This window comes from Nitrospira sp. (assembly GCA_016788885.1).
GTDB lineage: Bacteria > Nitrospirota > Nitrospiria > Nitrospirales > Nitrospiraceae > Nitrospira_A.
This window is the reverse complement of sequence record JAEURX010000025.1, coordinates 68,260-84,206: the sequence shown is the minus strand read 5'-3', so window position 1 is coordinate 84,206 and position 15,947 is coordinate 68,260. Positions and strand designations below refer to the sequence as shown.

Here is a 15,947-nt window from a genome sequence, read left to right as displayed (position 1 = left end):
GGAACAGCGATGTCAGGAATTCAAACCATCCGTGCGTCGATTGAGAAGAAACTGGAGGCCTTGGAACACCAGGCGGCCGTGTTGGAGGCCCAACTCACGCAGACGAGGGCGCAGGCGCTGGAGCGGATCGAGGAAGGCAAGCAACAGTTGCGCGAACTGGTGACGTCGGTGCGTAATGAACTGTCGGCCTCAACGGCCGTCGTCGGTCAGGTGAAAGCTGAGTTGCAGTCGGCACTCGATCATCTGCACGTGCAACTGACGTTGGGAAAAGCCGAGGCGCGTAACAGCATCGAGGAGCAGCGCGAGAAGATTACGCAGGCGCTGAGTCAGTTCGAGTCCATGGCGGATCGAACGTTGGCGGGAGTGGCCTTCGGGTCGGGACGGCTGTGGGAAGACCTCGTCGGACGGGCAAGCCGGCTTGAGGCGGAGTTCGACGCGCTGAGGTACGGATGGCTGGATGAACGCGGGGCACAGCGGCACACCGTCGAGGCCACCAAACAGGACCTGCTTCGGCGAGTACAGGCGTACCGAAACGATCTCAGGATGAAGCGGGACATGGCACGGGCACGGGCCGATTCGTTTGAGCGCGACCTGCGAGAAGGACTAGCGCAGATCAAGACAGCCTTCCGGAGGTTGGTCGAGTAACCTGTCGCCGCGAGGACCGGTGCATCGGCTTGAACCCCTGCCTGCTTCGACGGAAGATGCCTGTTCGTTTGCGACGGTGAAGGAGGCACCATGCCGCGGACTCAAAGTTCAGGGCCACGTGTTCAGGCCGCGAGATATTTCCGGTTGGATTTTGCGGACCGCTCCATTGTTTCGCAGAACTGACACTGTGCAGCGATCCCAGCCGCAACAGCGTGCACAGACCCTTCTCAGTTGATTGTACGTAGCCATGCGTAACCTCCTCCATGAACCGATATTCGCGCGCGGTGGTGTCGTGACTGCATGACGAACCGGGTGCTGGCAACGATCCTGCCTCACGATGACCCGGACAGATTTATCACTGCCGCTGCATAGCGGGCAGCGGATGGACGGGGAATGCCGCGGCGACCTGTCTCTCCGTCGATACGGCGGAGAAAAAAGCGCTGTGCCGGGTGCCTGCCGATCGTTGATCGACGTTGACAGGGCATGGTTCCCCGCGTAGCCTCGCGCTCTTTCTGTCTCATGAAAGGATAGCATCATGGCCGGACGCCAAGTGGTTCCTGATCGACTGCTCCAAATCGGGTTCGGGTTTTGGGGTTCAAAGACATTGTTGACCGCGGTGGAATTGGGCGTCTTCACGGAGTTGGCCAAGCGTCGGCTCGACCTGAAAGCCTTGGCCGCCAAACTGAAATTGCATCCCCGCAGCGCGCGGGACTTTTTCGATGCTTTGGTGGCGCTCGGCCTCCTGAAGCGGATCGGGACGCGATACGCCAACACGCCGGAAAGCGCCCTGTTTCTTGATCGCGCCAAACCCTCCTATATCGGCGGCATGCTGGAGATGTGTAATGCCCGTCTGTATGGATTTTGGGGATCACTGACGGAAGCACTACGCACGGGCAAGCCGCAGAATGAAGTGAAGAGAGGCGACGATTTCTTCGGCACGCTCTACAGAGATCCGCAGCGGTTGGAAGGATTTCTCAAAGCGATGACCGGACTCAGTCAGGGGACAGCCCGCGCCATTGCAGCGAAATTTCCGTGGAAGCGGTTTGATTCCTTTGCCGACATCGGCTGTGCCCAAGGCGGCGTGGCGGTGGAAATCGCGTTGGCACACCAGCATCTCAACGGCCAGGGCATGGATCTTCCTGTCGTGCGGCCCGTCTTCGAGACCTATGTCACAAGCAAGAAACTGCAGAAGCGCGTGACGTTTCACGAAGGGAACTTTTTCGAGGAATCATTGCCGAAGGTGGATGTGCTCATCATGGGGCACATCCTGCACGACTGGGATCTCAAAGAAAAAATGATGCTGCTGCGCAAGGCGTATGCGGCATTGCCAAAAGGCGGCGCGTTGATCGTCCATGAGGCCTTGATCGATGATGCCCGGAAAACCAACGCCTTCGGCTTGTTGATGAGCCTCAATATGCTGATCGAGACCAAGGGCGGATTCGACTTCACCGGTGCGGATTGCCGGCAATGGATGAAGAAGGCCGGTTTCACACGCACGAGCGTCGAACATCTGGCCGGACCGGATTCCATGGTCATCGGTATCAAGTAGACGCGATTTCGTTCGACACTCGCGTCTCGCATACTTGACAGGCCGGAGTGCGGTTGATTAGTCTCCTCCGCGTGCGCACATAAGTGAGGCCAACGAGCGACCAGCTCTAGAGCCCGAATCTCCCCCGGCGGAGGTTCGGGCTTTTTTATTTTTACCGGCCCTGGGTCATCCGGCCCTCGGTATGTCGAAGAGGTCTTCATGTCTCCACGACGACATCGCGGTTACCGTCTTGTGCTTCTGTGCAGTCTGGCATGGCTTCTCACCGCAACCAGCGGCTATGCCGAGTATGAAATCATCGATGTCTCCGACGGTGGCACGGTCAACGGCCAGGTTGTCTGGACGGGAAGCATTCCGAAACTCCCGCCGCTGAAAGTGTTTGCCGATCCGGATACCTGCGGCACTCACGTGCCGTCACCGGCCTTACGAATTGATCCGGGTACCAACGGTCTTCAGGACGTGCTCGTGTATCTCGAGCGGGTGGAGCGTGGAAAGGCCGCCGCGCCCGCCTATCCGCTGCGGATGGGAAAAAGCGCGACGCATCCTGCGGGGCAGGCTTGCCAGTTCGAACAGCAGATTACGCCGTTTGTCCGCACGGCGGAGGTCGCGCTGATCAATTTCGAACCGATTCTGCACAATCCGCATCTGTTCAGCGACAAACACAGCCTCTTCAACATTGCCATGCCGACGGCGAACCGCGAAATTGCGGCTACCCTCGTCCGGGCGCGCGGGGTCGGCTTGCGGCTGCAGTGTGATGTGCATGTGCATATGAATGCGTGGGCCGCGGCGCTCGACCATCCCTATTTTGCGGTGACCGATGAACTGGGGCGATTCGAAATCAAGGGCATTCCACCTGGTTCCTATACGCTGATTGCCTGGCATCCCGGGTTCAACATCGTCAAGTTCAGTGCCTCTCGCCCCGTGTATGACGAACCCCATGTCCTCCGGCAACCCCTAGAGATTTCTCCGAAAGCCCAGGTCGAATCTCGATTCGAGTTTCCCGTCCGCCCGGTCGAAGTCGAATGGAAAATTGCCGGTGGCGGCGATGAACTGCCGCCTGAATAACCAAGCAAGACAGCCGAATTGTGAAATGGGAGGCTGATCGATGAAGAGCGCAACATTGCGGGCCAGGGCGGTAATTATGTCGATACTCGTCCTGGTCGCGCTGATCAGTTACGAATTGAGCGGGCTGGTACAAAAAGCCGAGGCGATTCCGGCGTTTGCCCGCAAGTATGACTTCAAGTGTAACGTATGCCACGTCCCGGGCTTCCCTAAACTCAATGACTTCGGCAACCTCTTCAGGGATCGCGGGTATCAATTGGGGTCCGAGGCGGATTCGCCGGTCTACGAGGGGATCGGCATGGGCTTCTGGCCGGTGTCGATTCGCGCGACGGTCGGATACCAGGCGGCGCAGGTGAGGACGGAGGGCAGCGGCATCACGACCGGAGGGTTCGGTTTCACCGGCCTGGACCTGTTGAGTTTCGGCACGCTGCACCGGGATATCGCCTTTGGCGTGGTCTATACGCCGGGACTCGGCAGCGCGGGGTTCGGCACGGGCGCGTCGGATGGGGATCTTGAAAGCGCGTTTGTGCGTTTGATGCGTTTGGAGCGGTACTTCGGCGTCAAATCCGATCCCGGCAACTACTTGTTGAACCTGCGCGTGGGAAAATTCGAACTCGATCTTCCGTTCAGCGAAAAACGCAGCCCGACTTTGAACACGCCGTTCGTCATGTATCACTATACGCCGGGAGTCCCCTATACCGCGACGATCGGCGGTACCTCGACGAGCTCCTATCTCAACCCCAATTCCTTCCTGTTGGGTGATAACCAGCCGGGCGGGGAACTCTCGGGCATTATGAAAACGCCGTCGACGGAAGGGTACCTTCGCTATTCGTTGACCGCGCTGGCCACCAACTCGTTCTCGGGGCCGTTGGGCGGCTGCCCACCCAATACTCCCTGCGGGACGGGCGGACGGAATGTGAATTTTTACGGTCACATCACGCAATCGTTCGGCGGCTACGGCATCGTGACGGGGAATCGAGTCGGGATCTTCGGCGCATATGGCCAAGCCCCGACGCTGGTCAATGCGACCTGCCCGACCTGTCAGGGCGTCGCCGGCAGCGGAAAGCCGTTTACGAGAATCGGCATCGATGTGAGTTTGACCTTCAATGGGGAATGGAACGTCTTCGGCGCGATCATGCATGGCCACGACAGCGCACAATTGTTTGCCTCGCAAGGCATTCCGACTCCGCAGAACGCGTCCTGGAATGGTGCGTTCGTCGAATTGGACTATGCGCCGGCCCTGTTCTTTGATATGCCGGACTGGTTTTTTGCCTATCGATATGATGTGATTCGAAACGACCGGCATGGCGACGGCAACACGGATGTGTTCAAAGGGAACTATAATGACGTCGATTCCCACACCGTGCTGGCCCGGTATTTCATTCATCACTCCACCCGAACCGATCTGGCATTGCATGCGGAATATAATAGTTATCGCACGCAAGCCGTTGGTCCGACCGGCGGTGATTTGAGAGGGCAAACCATGTTGGTCGGATTGGATTTTGCGTATTGAATCGTCCAGGCTTGAGAAAGATCACAGACAGGTGAACAACGCGTCCCTTCAACGGACGAACATTGCCGTCCTATTCGTTGTCTGCCTCGTTTTGACCGGTTGTTCGGGCCTCGCTCCTGGCAAGGAGATGACATGCGTCTCTTGTGACGATCAGCGGCTCGTCAGGATCGTCCCGTTCACACAAGAGCGTGATCATCAACAGCGCCTCCAGCACCCGTTCGGACTGGAGCGGCAGGAATGGGAAGCCCTGCTGCGAATGGTGCAGGTGCGAAGCATTCACAGGCCTCTGCTCGGCTCGTCGTATCGAGGAGATACCGAATCGGCATTTTCGGAGGAAGAGGTGCGGTACCTGGCTGAATCGTTCCATCAGGCATTTCAGCAGGCCACCGCGCAAGAGCAGGTGGTGTTTGCACTGGCCAGGCCGTCGGATCTTGGATTGGAACAGGTGACCTCAGGAGTCTGGTTCGTCGAGGACGGCCGAATCCATCTGCGCCTGGCCAATTACCGGGTCGCCGTGACCATGCCCTCGATCAGGAAACAGATCTGGCGGGATCCCTTGTTCGCGCAAGCCGGGGCGTTTTACGAATTGGTGCCGGGTGAAGGCCAGACGAGCACGCGGGCTGCCGAGAAAGGCGGGAATCCGTTTCGTTCCGATCCGGACGAACTGATCCTCGAATACCATGGCGCAAAGGGTGGGACGCAGGTTACGGCTCCAGAGCCTACGGCCCAGCCGGACCCACCGCGTTCGATGGAGGAACAACTGAGCCTGCTCAAACGCCTTTGGGAACAGGGCTTGATCACGGAGGAGGACTATCGCGCGAAAAAACAGCAGCTGCTGGACCGGTTGTGAGCGTGATGATTGCCGAAGAGAGTTCTGACTTGTCCTCGACGCTTCGGGTAAGATGCGGCAGACCGTTTAGGCCCGAGCGAAAGGCATCTCATGAGCCACCCCTCCGCATCCTTGTCCAGGCAATGGCCCCTTCCCGCAGAGGATGACTGGTCGACCCCGTTTGCGGAAGTGCTGTTGGCGCAACTCGATCTGCGGCCCGGCTTAACCATCCTCGATATCGCCTGCGGTCACGGCATCCCGGCCTTCTACCTGGCTGAACAGGTTGGCCCGACCGGCTCCGTCCTCGGAATCGACGCCAGTCGAGGCCAGGTGGCCAATGCCAGGACGCTGCAACGAGGGGAGTTGCCCTGGCTCCGGTTTGATTGTTGTGACATGCGTGCCCTGCCTGCATCCTTTCCTACCTTCCAACGCATTACCGGCAATCTGTCCGTTATGTTTCTCCGGCCGCACCGATTTGAGGCGATGAGGGGATTGATCGAACACCTCGCGCCTGGAGGCCAAGTGGTGTTGACCTTTCCTTCGCTGGGAACGTTCGATTCCATCTGGCAACGGATTGATCAGGAAATGAGCCGGCACGGGCTGACGATCGAGCGTGCACGGCTGGCCGCGCATGTGGCGGAGCGGCCGTCGGCGGCGGAGGCGCGAGGGTGGCTTGAACGGCTGAATATGGAGCGGATCGACGTGATCGAGCGGCCGCTTGAAGTCGCGAGCGGGTCCGGTCAGCGATTTCTGCAGCATCCTCTCTTACGAGGCGGGTTTCTCGATGACGCATTTGAATGCTTCGACGATGCAAGGTTGGCCGATGAGGTGATGACCCGCGTCTCCCTCGATCTCGATCACATGCGGCCGCTGCTAGCCCAGCGTTGTGCGATCAGCGGGTGGAAACGTGCTCAGGCGTGATCTGTGCGTGCATCGACATCTCGACGAATGGAGGACGATGTGAATGGTGGGAAGATTCGACTACTGACGTGCCTGCTAGGCCTTACTCTCGTGACGGGTTGCGGGAATGTGCCGTCACGATATATTCAGCAGGCAGAGCCGGGAGTCACCCTTACCTCCCTTGTCGCCGCGCCGGATACCTATCAAGGCAAGACGGTCATTCTCGGCGGGGTCGTCGTAGATCAGCAGCAGAACGGCCAGCGGCTCTGGCTCCATCTGAAAAATCGCCCTCTGGATAAAGACTATCGGCCTCACCGTCCGACCAGTACTGAGGGACCCGAAGCGGGATATTATTGGGTGGTCGTCCCGGATGTCTCCCTCTTGCCTCCCAAATGGAAGCAATGGGCGCGGGTGACGGTGGTGGGGCGCATCGGGGATCAGAAGGAGGCCAGGCCGACGACGGTGCCGGCGAGTGAGCCGGTGCTCGGCCTTGTATTCATGCGCGGATGGGCTATGGGAAATGCGCAGGGCGGGGGCACGTGGGAAGAGACGATGGATGCCAATTATCTCCTGTCCGTCCCCGAAGGCCTCCGCGGAGAATAACCGGACCGGCAGCAGGCGAGAGCCCTCTCACTGCCGCGGCTCTTCCGCGTAGCGGCTATGCAGCTTGATCGGTGTTGCCCGTTTTCTGCGCATGCGTATGTTCAGCATCTCGACGGTCACGGAAAAAGCCATGGAGAAGTAGATGTAGCCTTTCGGCACGTGCACGTCGAATCCTTCGACCATCAAGGTCACGCCGACCAGGATCAAAAACGACAGGGCTAGAATCTTGATCGTCGGATGCGTGTCCACGAAATCGCCGATGGCCTTGGCCGCCATCAGCATCACCACCACAGCCAGGATGATGGCCACGGCCATGATCGACACATGTTCGACCAGTCCGACCGCCGTGATGACGGAGTCCAACGAAAAGACGATATCCAGGAGCGCGATCTGCAGCAAGACCATGCCGAGGCTGGCCGCTGCGGTGGGTGTGTGGCCTTCCTCGACGCCTTCCAGGCTGTTATGAATTTCGTGCGTGGCTTTGGCCATGAGGAATAGCCCGCCTCCGACTAGAATCAGATCGCGGCCTGAGATGCCGTGACCGAGGATCGTGACCCAGGGTTTGGTTAATCCCATGACAAAGGAGATCGAAAACAGCAGCCCGAGGCGGGCCATCATGGCGAGGCCGAGCCCCACTCGGCGTGCGACGGCGCGCTGCGACTCGGGGAGGCGGCCGACGAGGACGGACAGGAAAATGATGTTATCGATGCCCAGTACGATCTCCAATGCGGTGAGCGTTCCGAGTGCGATCCAGACTTCAGGATTGGCAAGCCAGTCCAACATCAGCGGCTCCATTCAGCTAAGAGGGGGAGAGTGACTCGATCCGTCATGCGTGACGATGTGGGAACAACACGTATGGGGGAAGTCTACCGTTCGTGGTCGGTAGGCGCAATCAAAACGTGGGTCCAAGCCGATCTCGGCCGCGAGGGCCCGGCACCCTCGCGGCCGACCGATCAGCTTCGCTTCAAAAAGTCCGGGCGGTCCCGGATGGCGACCATCTTGACCAGATCCCGGATCGAGAGGACGCCGACGACCTTCTCGTGCTCGGTGACGGCCAGATGCCGGACGCGCTTCGCCGCCATCCGCTCACTCGCATCCCGAATCGTGCGATTGATGTCGATGTCGAGTAACGGCGAGTTCATGAGAGCCCCGACACGCATGGCTTCCGGGTCGAGTTGATAGGCAAGCAGCTTTCGCACCAGATCGCCTTCGGTGATGATTCCCACCAGTTCATCGGCTTCGATCACGAACAGCGCCCCGATGTGTTTCTCCGTCATCCGTTTCGCCGCTGCCAGGGCGGTTTCTTCGCTGCCGATGGTTTCGATGGCAGTTTTCATGAGGACGCTCAGCGGACGATAGACATTGGTCAGCGCCTGTACCGGACCGCCGTCGGCATCGACGAAGTGTCGCACGAGATCGCGGACCGAGATCACGCCGAGCACGTCCGTCCCCTCGGTCACGACCAGGTGCCGCACGTTCTTGGCTTGCATCACATGACTGGCGTCGACCATCGGACGATTCGGGGCGATGGTGATGAGCGGGCTGCTCATGATGTCCGCCATGCTGGTTCGCGAAGGAACGAGGCCTTTCGCCAGGACCTTCGCGACCAAATCGGTCTCGGTGACGATGCCGGCAATCCGGCAATCGTGATGCGGGCGATCGAAGGATTCGACCAGGATCGAGCCGATGCTGTGCGTTCTCATTCTTGCGGCGACGGTCACGACGGAGGTGTCTTGCGGAACCACTTCCAATTGGCGGTGCATATAGTCACTGACATGGTGACCCGATGCGGTCGTCATACGCGCTCCTTTGCTTCAACGCACGGTTCGCTGCGGTCGTGTCTCTCGGATGTCGATGGTCGTTCATTCATACGGGCACAGTGCGCTCGCACACAGGTTCGCTTTCAGTTCATCCGTCCCGGCTGTTTGGCATTCATGCGTGGTCTGACAAGTTTATAGAGTTCGTCGGCGAACAGCAGCCCTACGGCTCCCAGGAGCAGCGGAACAAAGATCCAGGCCGGAAGGGAAGCGGTGCCCAGAACCCAGTGCCCCACCGGACTGTAGGTCATGATCAGCAGCAGGGCGACCTCCACGACAATCCCCAACACAATCAGCGGATTGCTGAACCAGCCGAGCCGGAAGGCAGAGATCCTGTCGGAACGGCAGGCAAAGACGTTGGCGGCTTGTGCGGCGACGATCCCGGCGAAGGTCACGGTGGTGGCCTCCTTGTACAACGGCGTGCTCCAGTCGAGCGGACTTCCCCACGCCCATCCCTGGTGGTGCAGGTACAGAAAGAAGCCCCCCATGGCCACGGCGGTTTCAATCAACCCAAGGAAGCCATACGCCCTCACCAGCATCTCACGGTTCAGCAATCGCTCTGTTCGCGGCCGGGGCGGTTCATCCATCACGTTGCCCTGCGGAGGTTCCGCCGCGAGGGCCAGCGCCGGGACCATGTCGGTGCCCAGATCTACTGCGAGTATCTGCGGGACGGTCAGCGCCAACGGCGCCGACGAGAGGCCGAATGCCAGGTACGGCACGACTTCGGGCACGTTGCTGGCGAGGACATAGGTCATGAACTTGCGGATGTTCATGAAGACGGCCCGGCCTTCCTCGATGGCACTGACGATCGTGGCGAAATTATCGTCCAGCAGGATCATCGACGCCGTTTCCTTCGCCACGTCCGTCCCGGCCACACCCATAGCGATGCCGATGTCCGCGGTCTTCAATGCCGGGGCATCGTTCACGCCGTCGCCGGTCACGGCGACGACTTCGCGCATGTCTTTGAGCACCGAGACGATGCGCATTTTATGGCGGGGCGCCATGCGGGCAAAGATCGGGTCCGGCTCCCCCGGTCCCGTCGGCGTGAGCAGGCGGCGGAGTTGTTCATCGCTGAAACCGTCGATCTGCGCGCCTTCGATGACCGGCACGAAACGCCCCGGGTCCGTGACGACGGATTGCTGTGCCAGGCCGACCTTTCGCGCGATCGCTAAGGCCGTCAGCGGGTGGTCGCCCGTAATCATGATGACGCGGATTCCGGCCCGGCGGCACGTCGTGATGGCGTCGGGCACTTCGCGGTGCGGGGGATCCATCATGGCCACGAGCCCGAGAAACGTCAGCCCATGTTCGATGCTGTCGGCGTCCAACTCTTCCACGCCTCGCTCCACCTCGCGCATCGCCACGGCCAGCACTCGATATGCCTGTTGGGCGAAGGCTTGCCCCTGCGCCAGGATTTTTTTGCGTTCGTCCGGTGTCAGGTCCGTGGCCGCTGACGAGCCCTGTTGCCTGGTGCAGAGAGGCAGGATCGATTCCGGTGCTCCCTTCGTGAAGGCCAGGAGCCGTCCCTCGCTCCAGTGCAGCGTCGTCATGCGTTTTCGATCCGCATCGAAGGGCAGTTCACCCATCCGTCGAAGTGGAGGCCGATGCAGGAGTCCGTGGTCGGCGGCAAATTCCAAGAGCGCCGTTTCAGTCGGATCGCCGGAGGCCTGGCTGCGACCGTCTGGACGGCGCGTACGCTTCGCGTTGTTGCAGTGCACCATCGCATCGAAGAGTGGGCGCCAGCGTTCGGCCTCGGCGGCGCTGATGAGCCGGTTTCTGGTGAACAGGCAGCTTTCCCGGGATTCCACGATCAGGTCATCGACGTAGAGTTTGTCGACTCGCATGCGGTTTTCCGTGAGCGTGCCCGTCTTGTCGGTACAGATGACGGTGGTGCAGCCCAGCGTCTCAACGGAGGCGAGGTGTTTGATGAGCGCCTTGCGCGCAGCCATGCGTTGGCTGCCCATGGCCAGGGCCAGAGTGACCGTCGGGAGCAGGCCCTCGGGTACATTGGCCACGATGATCCCGATGCTGAAAATCGCGCTGGTCCAGAATCCCAGGCCGATTCCCACGCCGATGGTAAAAAAGACCACCCCCATGATCAGCGAGAGTCCGGCGACCACATGGGTCACCTTCACGATTTCCTGCTGAAGCGGACTCAAACTGGTGTGGACGGTGGCGGTGAGGCGGGCGATCTTCCCGAATTCGGTTTTGAGTCCGGTGGCGAAGACTACCCCTTGACCATGTCCGGACAGGACTGTGGTCCCGGCAAAAACCAGGTTGGCGATGTCGAGCGGATGACCATCGGTGATGGGGTCGGCGATTCTTCGCTGGGGCTTCGATTCGCCCGTGAGCGACGAATTGTCGACGCGCAGACCGACGGCCTCAGTGAGTCGGGCGTCGGCGGGCACCTGTTCACCTTCTTCCAGCACGAGCACGTCTCCCGGCACCAGTTCGCTGCGGGCGATCTGTTGCTGCTGCCCGTCGCGAGTCACCCAGGCCTTGGCCGGCAACATGCCGCGTAAGGCCTGGACCGCGCGCTCGGCCTTGTATTCCTGAAGAAACGCAAACACAGCGTTGATGAGAATCACGCCAAGAATCGCCCAACCGAGCGTGGCCATGCCTTGGCCTTGATGCAGCACATCGGCCAGAAATGCCAGGCCCGCGGCTACCCATAGGAGGAGTGCGAGGAAGTGGGTAAACTGCCGCACGAAGCGGCTGACCAGCGGGGTGCGGCGCAGGGCCTGCAGGCTGTTCGGCCCGTCTCGAATGGTCCGGCGCCGCACATCGTCCGCTGAGAGTCCCTGAGGGCTCGTGGTGAGGGCGCGATACACTTGGCTGGGCGCCAGGCGGCAGATCTCGAGCGCAGACAGGTCAGGCACGCCATCCTCGTACGATGAGCACCGAACAGGGCGCGTACTTCAGCATCGCCTCCGAGACGCTTCCCAATTGCAACCGCTCGGACCCTGTGAGGCCTCGCGAGCCGGCCACCAGCAGATCGACGTCGTGTGCCGCGGCCTGCTTGAGGAGGGCATCTGTCACATGATCAAGGTGCACGTTCGTCGTGACCGCATAGTTTTCGGCAAGGAAGCGGGCCCGAAGGTGTTCCACCACCTGCTCGGCGGCCAGACGTTTCGGCGCGGTAATCTGTTCCACCTGGTCCTGCGAAAGGTACTTGGTCGCGAGTTCCGTGACGGTGGGCTCGACGATGGACAGGACCGTGACGTGGGCTGAGTCCGGGAGAAATCGTTTGCACAGAAAACTGCAGGCCCCTTGGGAATGTTTGGACGTATCGGCCGCGAACAGCACATGGGAAAGCGCCGTCAACGGCCGCTTGACGACGAGCACGGGACAAGGCGCCAGGGCGGTCACGGTGCGCGACACACTGCCGAGGAGATAATGTTCCGCATCGCTGAGGCCGCGGGAGCCGACGACGAGCAGGTCGGCCTTGTGTTGTTTGGCGATCTTCGAAATGGTTTCCGCGACGCGGCCGTGAGCCAGGATGGTGTCGATCGTGGTGCGAGGTTTCGTCGTGGCCTGCTTCAACGCAATTTTCGCCAGCCCTTCAAAGCGCCGCAAGATGTGATCGCCGGCCTTCGTCATGGCGGCAACGGCCTGTTTGGACAAGGCGGCATGTTTACGGGCTGAGGATTTCAGCGACGCACTATCCACTACGTGCAACAAGGTGACGCTGTCCGGTGGTCGGCCGGCGAGGGCCTCCAGCATTTGCACGCTCCATTCGGCGAATTCTGATCCGTCCACTGCAATCAGTATATCCATAGATCGCTCTCCCCCATCACGCCACTCGACATGTGTGTGCTCTGGAATGAGGTCTGCATCGGATGTGCCTGGAGACGTGAGGGTTTCAGCCCGCTCATTTCCGGCGGAGCCAGGCCATTCACCCCGAAGACTGGGGCGGCGGGATCATGATATTGCGGCGTTTTGCAGCAGTATCGAGGAGTCGGATGGGGTAATTGGCCTCAGTCGGATCTGGATACCCGCGAGGCTCGGCCGGGCTGGACGGGTGGTTCCCGCGCCATCATAAGGCGCACGATTCGCGAGTACTTCGGCATCACCGTTGCGTGGAGGATGGACAGGAGGAGACCTGATGAGATGGCGTGAATGTGCGCGACACATGAGCGGGATTGTGGGCGTGGCGTTGTGGCTGAGCGGGGCCCACGCAGAGGCGGCTACCGCGTCGGCGCGAGTGCTTCCGAGCGGAGAGGGCATCGAGTTGGAATTTTCCGCTGAGACTGGCGCGCAAAAAGAGGTCGTCCCCCTCTACCACAGTGGAACGATCCGCTACTTCAGCACCGGTATCGGACAGGTTGAGCGCGAGGCTGCCTATCCGCCGTTCGCCCTGAAGTTGGTCTTTACGGCAGGAGGAAAATCGTTTGTCACCGGCGTGGGAGTGACCCTGCGCGATGCCAAGGGACTGTCGGTGCTGACTGTTCCGCAAGAGCAGATCACGGGCCCCTGGTTGTTTATCGACCTGCCTGAGGGAGTCTATGAGGTAACGGCGACGTTGGGGGGCGTGACAAACAGGGTGGCAGGCATCAAAGTCCGGCACGGCCATGTCACCACACAGCACATGCGTTGGGCGGAGGATCGCAGCCCGGCGCTGCCTGCCGGCGTGGGGCCGGAATCGTAGCAGCCACGGCACAGACGGCCAAGGAGGGTTCATGGGACAGGCACGCAAGGCCCCGGCGAGACGACCGGCTGTTCAGAAGCGCGTCGGCGCAGGGTTGGAGCAATTGACGGTGAAGGATATCGTGAACAAGCGGCTGTCGCCCGCGCGACTCGGCATGAGCGGCGACAAGGTGGCGGCCCTCCTGGTCAAAGAGGGCTGCGCGATTCCCGTGGTGGATAAGACGCGGCAGCTGGTGGGAATCGTGAGTGAACACGATCTCCTCTCGTCCCTCGACGGAGGACGCGCGTGGAAGGCACAGACGGCGGAAGCGTTGATGAGTGCCAACCCCTATTCGGTGCGGCTGGAAACCACGTTGGCGACATTGGTGCATGTGTTGACGGAGAGTGATCTGCTGTCGGTCCCGGTGGTGAATGAAGCCAACCGGTTTCTGGGCGTCGTGACGCGTCGCGATGTGGTCCGCGCGGTGCTCCGTCCTCCTGTGAAGCGGCGTCGCTAAGAATGCGGCGCGCAAGGCCGCCTGTTGCGGAGAGAGGGTGACGTATGCGGCGGATTGATCTGTTGACTCAAGCCTGTGATCCGAAGACGCTGACCGTGGGGCAACTGATGCAAGATGCGTTGTTTACCTGTACCCCTCGTACGGATGCGTTGACCATCGGCCGTCTCATGACGAAGCAGAATTTCGGCGGATTGCCCGTGGTCGGGGATAACGGCATCCTGGTAGGGCTGGTGACCGAGTACGACCTGCTGCAGGCAATGATCGAGGGGCGGGATTTGCACAAAGTGCTCGCGTCGGAAATCATGACGACGCAACCGTTGACGGTGCGGGAGGAGATGCTACTGGAAGAGGTCGCGAATCTGTTCCAGGATCGCTATGTGACCCGCCTGCCGGTGGTGCGGGGGAAGACACTCGTTGGACTGGTGGCAAGGCGGGATCTTCTGCACGGGTACATGAAGGCGTCGGACTATTGGTCCTAGCCCCCTGTATTCATCACCGCTTCTCTGTCATCCCGGATTCGTTGCTGCATGCCCACCACTCGGTCCCTTCCGGTTGCGCCTGTGCCTTGTGCCCCGTGATCTCACGATGTTGTGACGAACCATCATGACTCATGCAGGCGAGCGGGCCGGTTGCTGTGCTCCTGCAGGAGCGCAGTGGAGCACAATGATCGTCACGCCGCAGAAACAGGCGCCCGCGTAAAACGTGAACGCTGCACCGAGACGGTCCCAGAGGTACCCCGCCAGTATGCTCGCGATCAGCATGGCCAGACCGCAGGCCAGATTGAAACACCCATAAGCGGTTCCGCGGAGATCCGCCGGCGCCGTGTCCGCCACCATGGTGGCGAGCAACCCTTGCGTCATCCCCATGTGGATCCCCCACAGCGCCACGCCGCCGAGCACGACGCCCCAGTGGTCGGTGGTGGCAAGCACCAGGTCGGCGGCGATCAACACCACCAGGCCGTATGTAAGCAATGATCCGTGGCGCATCCGGTCGGACAGTCGGCCGAACGGGTAGGCAGAGGCGCTGTAGACGACATTCATGGCCACCATGACGAGGGGAATGAAGGCGAGGGTGATGCCGCCCTGTTGAGCGCGCAGCACTAAAAACGCTTCGCTGAAGCGCGCCAGCGTGAACAGGAATCCGATACCGACGACCCACCAGAAGGCCGGCTTCAGCTGTAGGAGATTTGTCTTGGTGATGGGATTCGTCCCAGTAGATGACCGGCCCGTGGATGGTTCCTGCACACCGAACAACAGGAGCAACACGGCCATGATGCCGGGAATGACGGCCACCCAAAAGACCGACCGGAAGTCGTCGGACCAGAGTAGCATCAACCCCACGGCCAGGAGCGGGCCGAGAATCGCCCCCACGGTATCGAGCGATTGGCGGAGTCCGAAGGCCGCGCCTCGGAGATGGGGCGGTGCGATGTCGGCCACGAGCGCGTCGCGGGGCGCACCGCGGATGCCCTTCCCGACACGGTCCAGTACGCGCGCAGCCAACAGGCTGCCGATGTCCGGAGCCAACGCGAACAGCGGCTTGGTCAACGCGCTCAATCCATATCCGAACAGGACCAGCGGTTTTCGCCGCCCCACATAATCGCTGAGGACGCCCGAAAAGATTTTGACCAGGAGTGCGAGGGACTCGGCGAGCCCTTCCACGATGCCGACGGCGACGGTGCCGGCTCCGAGCGTCGTGACCATGAACAGCGGCAGCAGACTGTGGATCATTTCCGAGGAGATGTCCATCAGCAGGCTGACGAACCCTAAGACCCAAATGCCGGAGGGCATTCGGCGAAATGAATGAACCGGAGATATGTGCATATGAATCGGCGCATCGATGCGCCGGCCGAACCGGTGGGGGTCCTTTCCCCCGGTGCGAATTATAGGAAATG

Annotated in this window: 15 protein-coding genes; 10 read left to right on the top strand and 5 right to left on the bottom strand. The window is 60.7% G+C overall.

The features are described 5' to 3' along the window. The first annotated feature begins 9 nt into the window (after nucleotides 1-9). The 7 genes from JNL86_06900 to JNL86_06870 all read left to right on the top strand — a co-directional run bounded on the left by JNL86_06900 (nucleotide 10) and on the right by JNL86_06870 (nucleotide 7,098). Nucleotides 10-645: a hypothetical protein gene (locus tag JNL86_06900; protein ID MBL8042631.1), complete on the top strand. Its 636-nt coding sequence runs from the start codon at nucleotides 10-12 to the stop codon at nucleotides 643-645. 535 nt (nucleotides 646-1,180) lie between these two features. Next, nucleotides 1,181-2,194 (top strand): methyltransferase, encoded by a 1,014-nt coding sequence (locus tag JNL86_06895; GenBank protein MBL8042630.1) that lies wholly within the window; start codon nucleotides 1,181-1,183, stop codon nucleotides 2,192-2,194. Between the two features lie 198 nt (nucleotides 2,195-2,392). Beyond that, the gene (locus tag JNL86_06890; GenBank protein ID MBL8042629.1) at nucleotides 2,393-3,256 is read left to right on the top strand and encodes a carboxypeptidase regulatory-like domain-containing protein; all 864 of its coding nucleotides are present in this window, start codon (nucleotides 2,393-2,395) and stop codon (nucleotides 3,254-3,256) included. A gap of 40 nt (nucleotides 3,257-3,296) precedes the next feature. Next, nucleotides 3,297-4,766, top strand: coding sequence for a hypothetical protein (locus tag JNL86_06885; protein ID MBL8042628.1), 1,470 nt, complete (start codon nucleotides 3,297-3,299; stop codon nucleotides 4,764-4,766). A 127-nt stretch (nucleotides 4,767-4,893) separates the two neighbouring features. Beyond that, complete coding sequence (locus tag JNL86_06880) at nucleotides 4,894-5,616, top strand: SHOCT domain-containing protein (GenBank protein ID MBL8042627.1); 723 nt, start codon at nucleotides 4,894-4,896, stop codon at nucleotides 5,614-5,616. 90 nt (nucleotides 5,617-5,706) lie between these two features. Beyond that, nucleotides 5,707-6,516: a class I SAM-dependent methyltransferase gene (locus JNL86_06875; protein MBL8042626.1), complete on the top strand. Its 810-nt coding sequence runs from the start codon at nucleotides 5,707-5,709 to the stop codon at nucleotides 6,514-6,516. Nucleotides 6,517-6,555: 39 nt separating this feature from the next. Continuing rightward, complete coding sequence (locus tag JNL86_06870) at nucleotides 6,556-7,098, top strand: Slp family lipoprotein (GenBank protein MBL8042625.1); 543 nt, start codon at nucleotides 6,556-6,558, stop codon at nucleotides 7,096-7,098. Nucleotides 7,099-7,125: 27 nt separating this feature from the next. On the opposite strand, the gene JNL86_06865 is transcribed toward JNL86_06870, so the two are convergent. The 4 genes from JNL86_06865 to JNL86_06850 form a co-directional block, all read right to left on the bottom strand. Next, nucleotides 7,126-7,878: a TerC family protein gene (locus tag JNL86_06865; protein ID MBL8042624.1), complete on the bottom strand. Its 753-nt coding sequence runs from the start codon at nucleotides 7,876-7,878 to the stop codon at nucleotides 7,126-7,128. A 173-nt stretch (nucleotides 7,879-8,051) separates the two neighbouring features. Then, the gene (locus JNL86_06860) at nucleotides 8,052-8,897 is read right to left on the bottom strand and encodes a CBS domain-containing protein (GenBank protein MBL8042623.1); all 846 of its coding nucleotides are present in this window, start codon (nucleotides 8,895-8,897) and stop codon (nucleotides 8,052-8,054) included. A 104-nt stretch (nucleotides 8,898-9,001) separates the two neighbouring features. Further along, complete coding sequence (locus JNL86_06855; GenBank protein MBL8042622.1) at nucleotides 9,002-11,791, bottom strand: cation-transporting P-type ATPase; 2,790 nt, start codon at nucleotides 11,789-11,791, stop codon at nucleotides 9,002-9,004. Then, nucleotides 11,784-12,689, bottom strand: a complete 906-nt coding sequence (locus JNL86_06850) for a universal stress protein (protein MBL8042621.1) — start codon at nucleotides 12,687-12,689, stop codon at nucleotides 11,784-11,786. The genes JNL86_06855 and JNL86_06850 overlap by 8 nt, the downstream gene beginning before the upstream one ends. A gap of 328 nt (nucleotides 12,690-13,017) precedes the next feature. On the opposite strand from JNL86_06850, the gene JNL86_06845 reads away from it, so the two are divergent. Genes JNL86_06845 through JNL86_06835 form a run of 3 tightly spaced genes read left to right on the top strand, consistent with a single transcriptional unit; the run spans nucleotide 13,018 to nucleotide 14,535 of the window. Continuing rightward, the gene (locus JNL86_06845; protein ID MBL8042620.1) at nucleotides 13,018-13,560 is read left to right on the top strand and encodes a hypothetical protein; all 543 of its coding nucleotides are present in this window, start codon (nucleotides 13,018-13,020) and stop codon (nucleotides 13,558-13,560) included. Nucleotides 13,561-13,591: 31 nt separating this feature from the next. Then, nucleotides 13,592-14,056, top strand: a complete 465-nt coding sequence (locus JNL86_06840; protein MBL8042619.1) for a CBS domain-containing protein — start codon at nucleotides 13,592-13,594, stop codon at nucleotides 14,054-14,056. 44 nt (nucleotides 14,057-14,100) lie between these two features. Next, nucleotides 14,101-14,535: a CBS domain-containing protein gene (locus JNL86_06835; protein MBL8042618.1), complete on the top strand. Its 435-nt coding sequence runs from the start codon at nucleotides 14,101-14,103 to the stop codon at nucleotides 14,533-14,535. A gap of 129 nt (nucleotides 14,536-14,664) precedes the next feature. On the opposite strand, the gene JNL86_06830 is transcribed toward JNL86_06835, so the two are convergent. Further along, the gene (locus JNL86_06830) at nucleotides 14,665-15,876 is read right to left on the bottom strand and encodes an MFS transporter (protein MBL8042617.1); all 1,212 of its coding nucleotides are present in this window, start codon (nucleotides 15,874-15,876) and stop codon (nucleotides 14,665-14,667) included. Between the last annotated feature and the right edge of the window lie 71 nt (nucleotides 15,877-15,947).

Excerpts from the sequence above, each read along its gene's own strand:
- JNL86_06875 (MBL8042626.1), top strand. The coding sequence starts at position 5,707 with ATGAGCCACCCCTCCGCATCCTTGTCCAGGCAATGGCCCCTTCCCGCA.
- JNL86_06850 (MBL8042621.1), bottom strand. The coding sequence starts at position 12,689 with ATGGATATACTGATTGCAGTGGACGGATCAGAATTCGCCGAATGGAGC.
- JNL86_06845 (MBL8042620.1), top strand. The coding sequence starts at position 13,018 with ATGAGATGGCGTGAATGTGCGCGACACATGAGCGGGATTGTGGGCGTG.
- JNL86_06835 (MBL8042618.1), top strand. The coding sequence starts at position 14,101 with ATGCGGCGGATTGATCTGTTGACTCAAGCCTGTGATCCGAAGACGCTG.
- JNL86_06895 (MBL8042630.1), top strand. The coding sequence starts at position 1,181 with ATGGCCGGACGCCAAGTGGTTCCTGATCGACTGCTCCAAATCGGGTTC.
- JNL86_06880 (MBL8042627.1), top strand. The coding sequence starts at position 4,894 with ATGACATGCGTCTCTTGTGACGATCAGCGGCTCGTCAGGATCGTCCCG.
- JNL86_06890 (MBL8042629.1), top strand. The coding sequence starts at position 2,393 with ATGTCTCCACGACGACATCGCGGTTACCGTCTTGTGCTTCTGTGCAGT.
- JNL86_06830 (MBL8042617.1), bottom strand. The coding sequence starts at position 15,876 with ATGCACATATCTCCGGTTCATTCATTTCGCCGAATGCCCTCCGGCATT.
- JNL86_06860 (MBL8042623.1), bottom strand. The coding sequence starts at position 8,897 with ATGACGACCGCATCGGGTCACCATGTCAGTGACTATATGCACCGCCAA.
- JNL86_06900 (MBL8042631.1), top strand. The coding sequence starts at position 10 with ATGTCAGGAATTCAAACCATCCGTGCGTCGATTGAGAAGAAACTGGAG.
- JNL86_06840 (MBL8042619.1), top strand. The coding sequence starts at position 13,592 with ATGGGACAGGCACGCAAGGCCCCGGCGAGACGACCGGCTGTTCAGAAG.
- JNL86_06885 (MBL8042628.1), top strand. The coding sequence starts at position 3,297 with ATGAAGAGCGCAACATTGCGGGCCAGGGCGGTAATTATGTCGATACTC.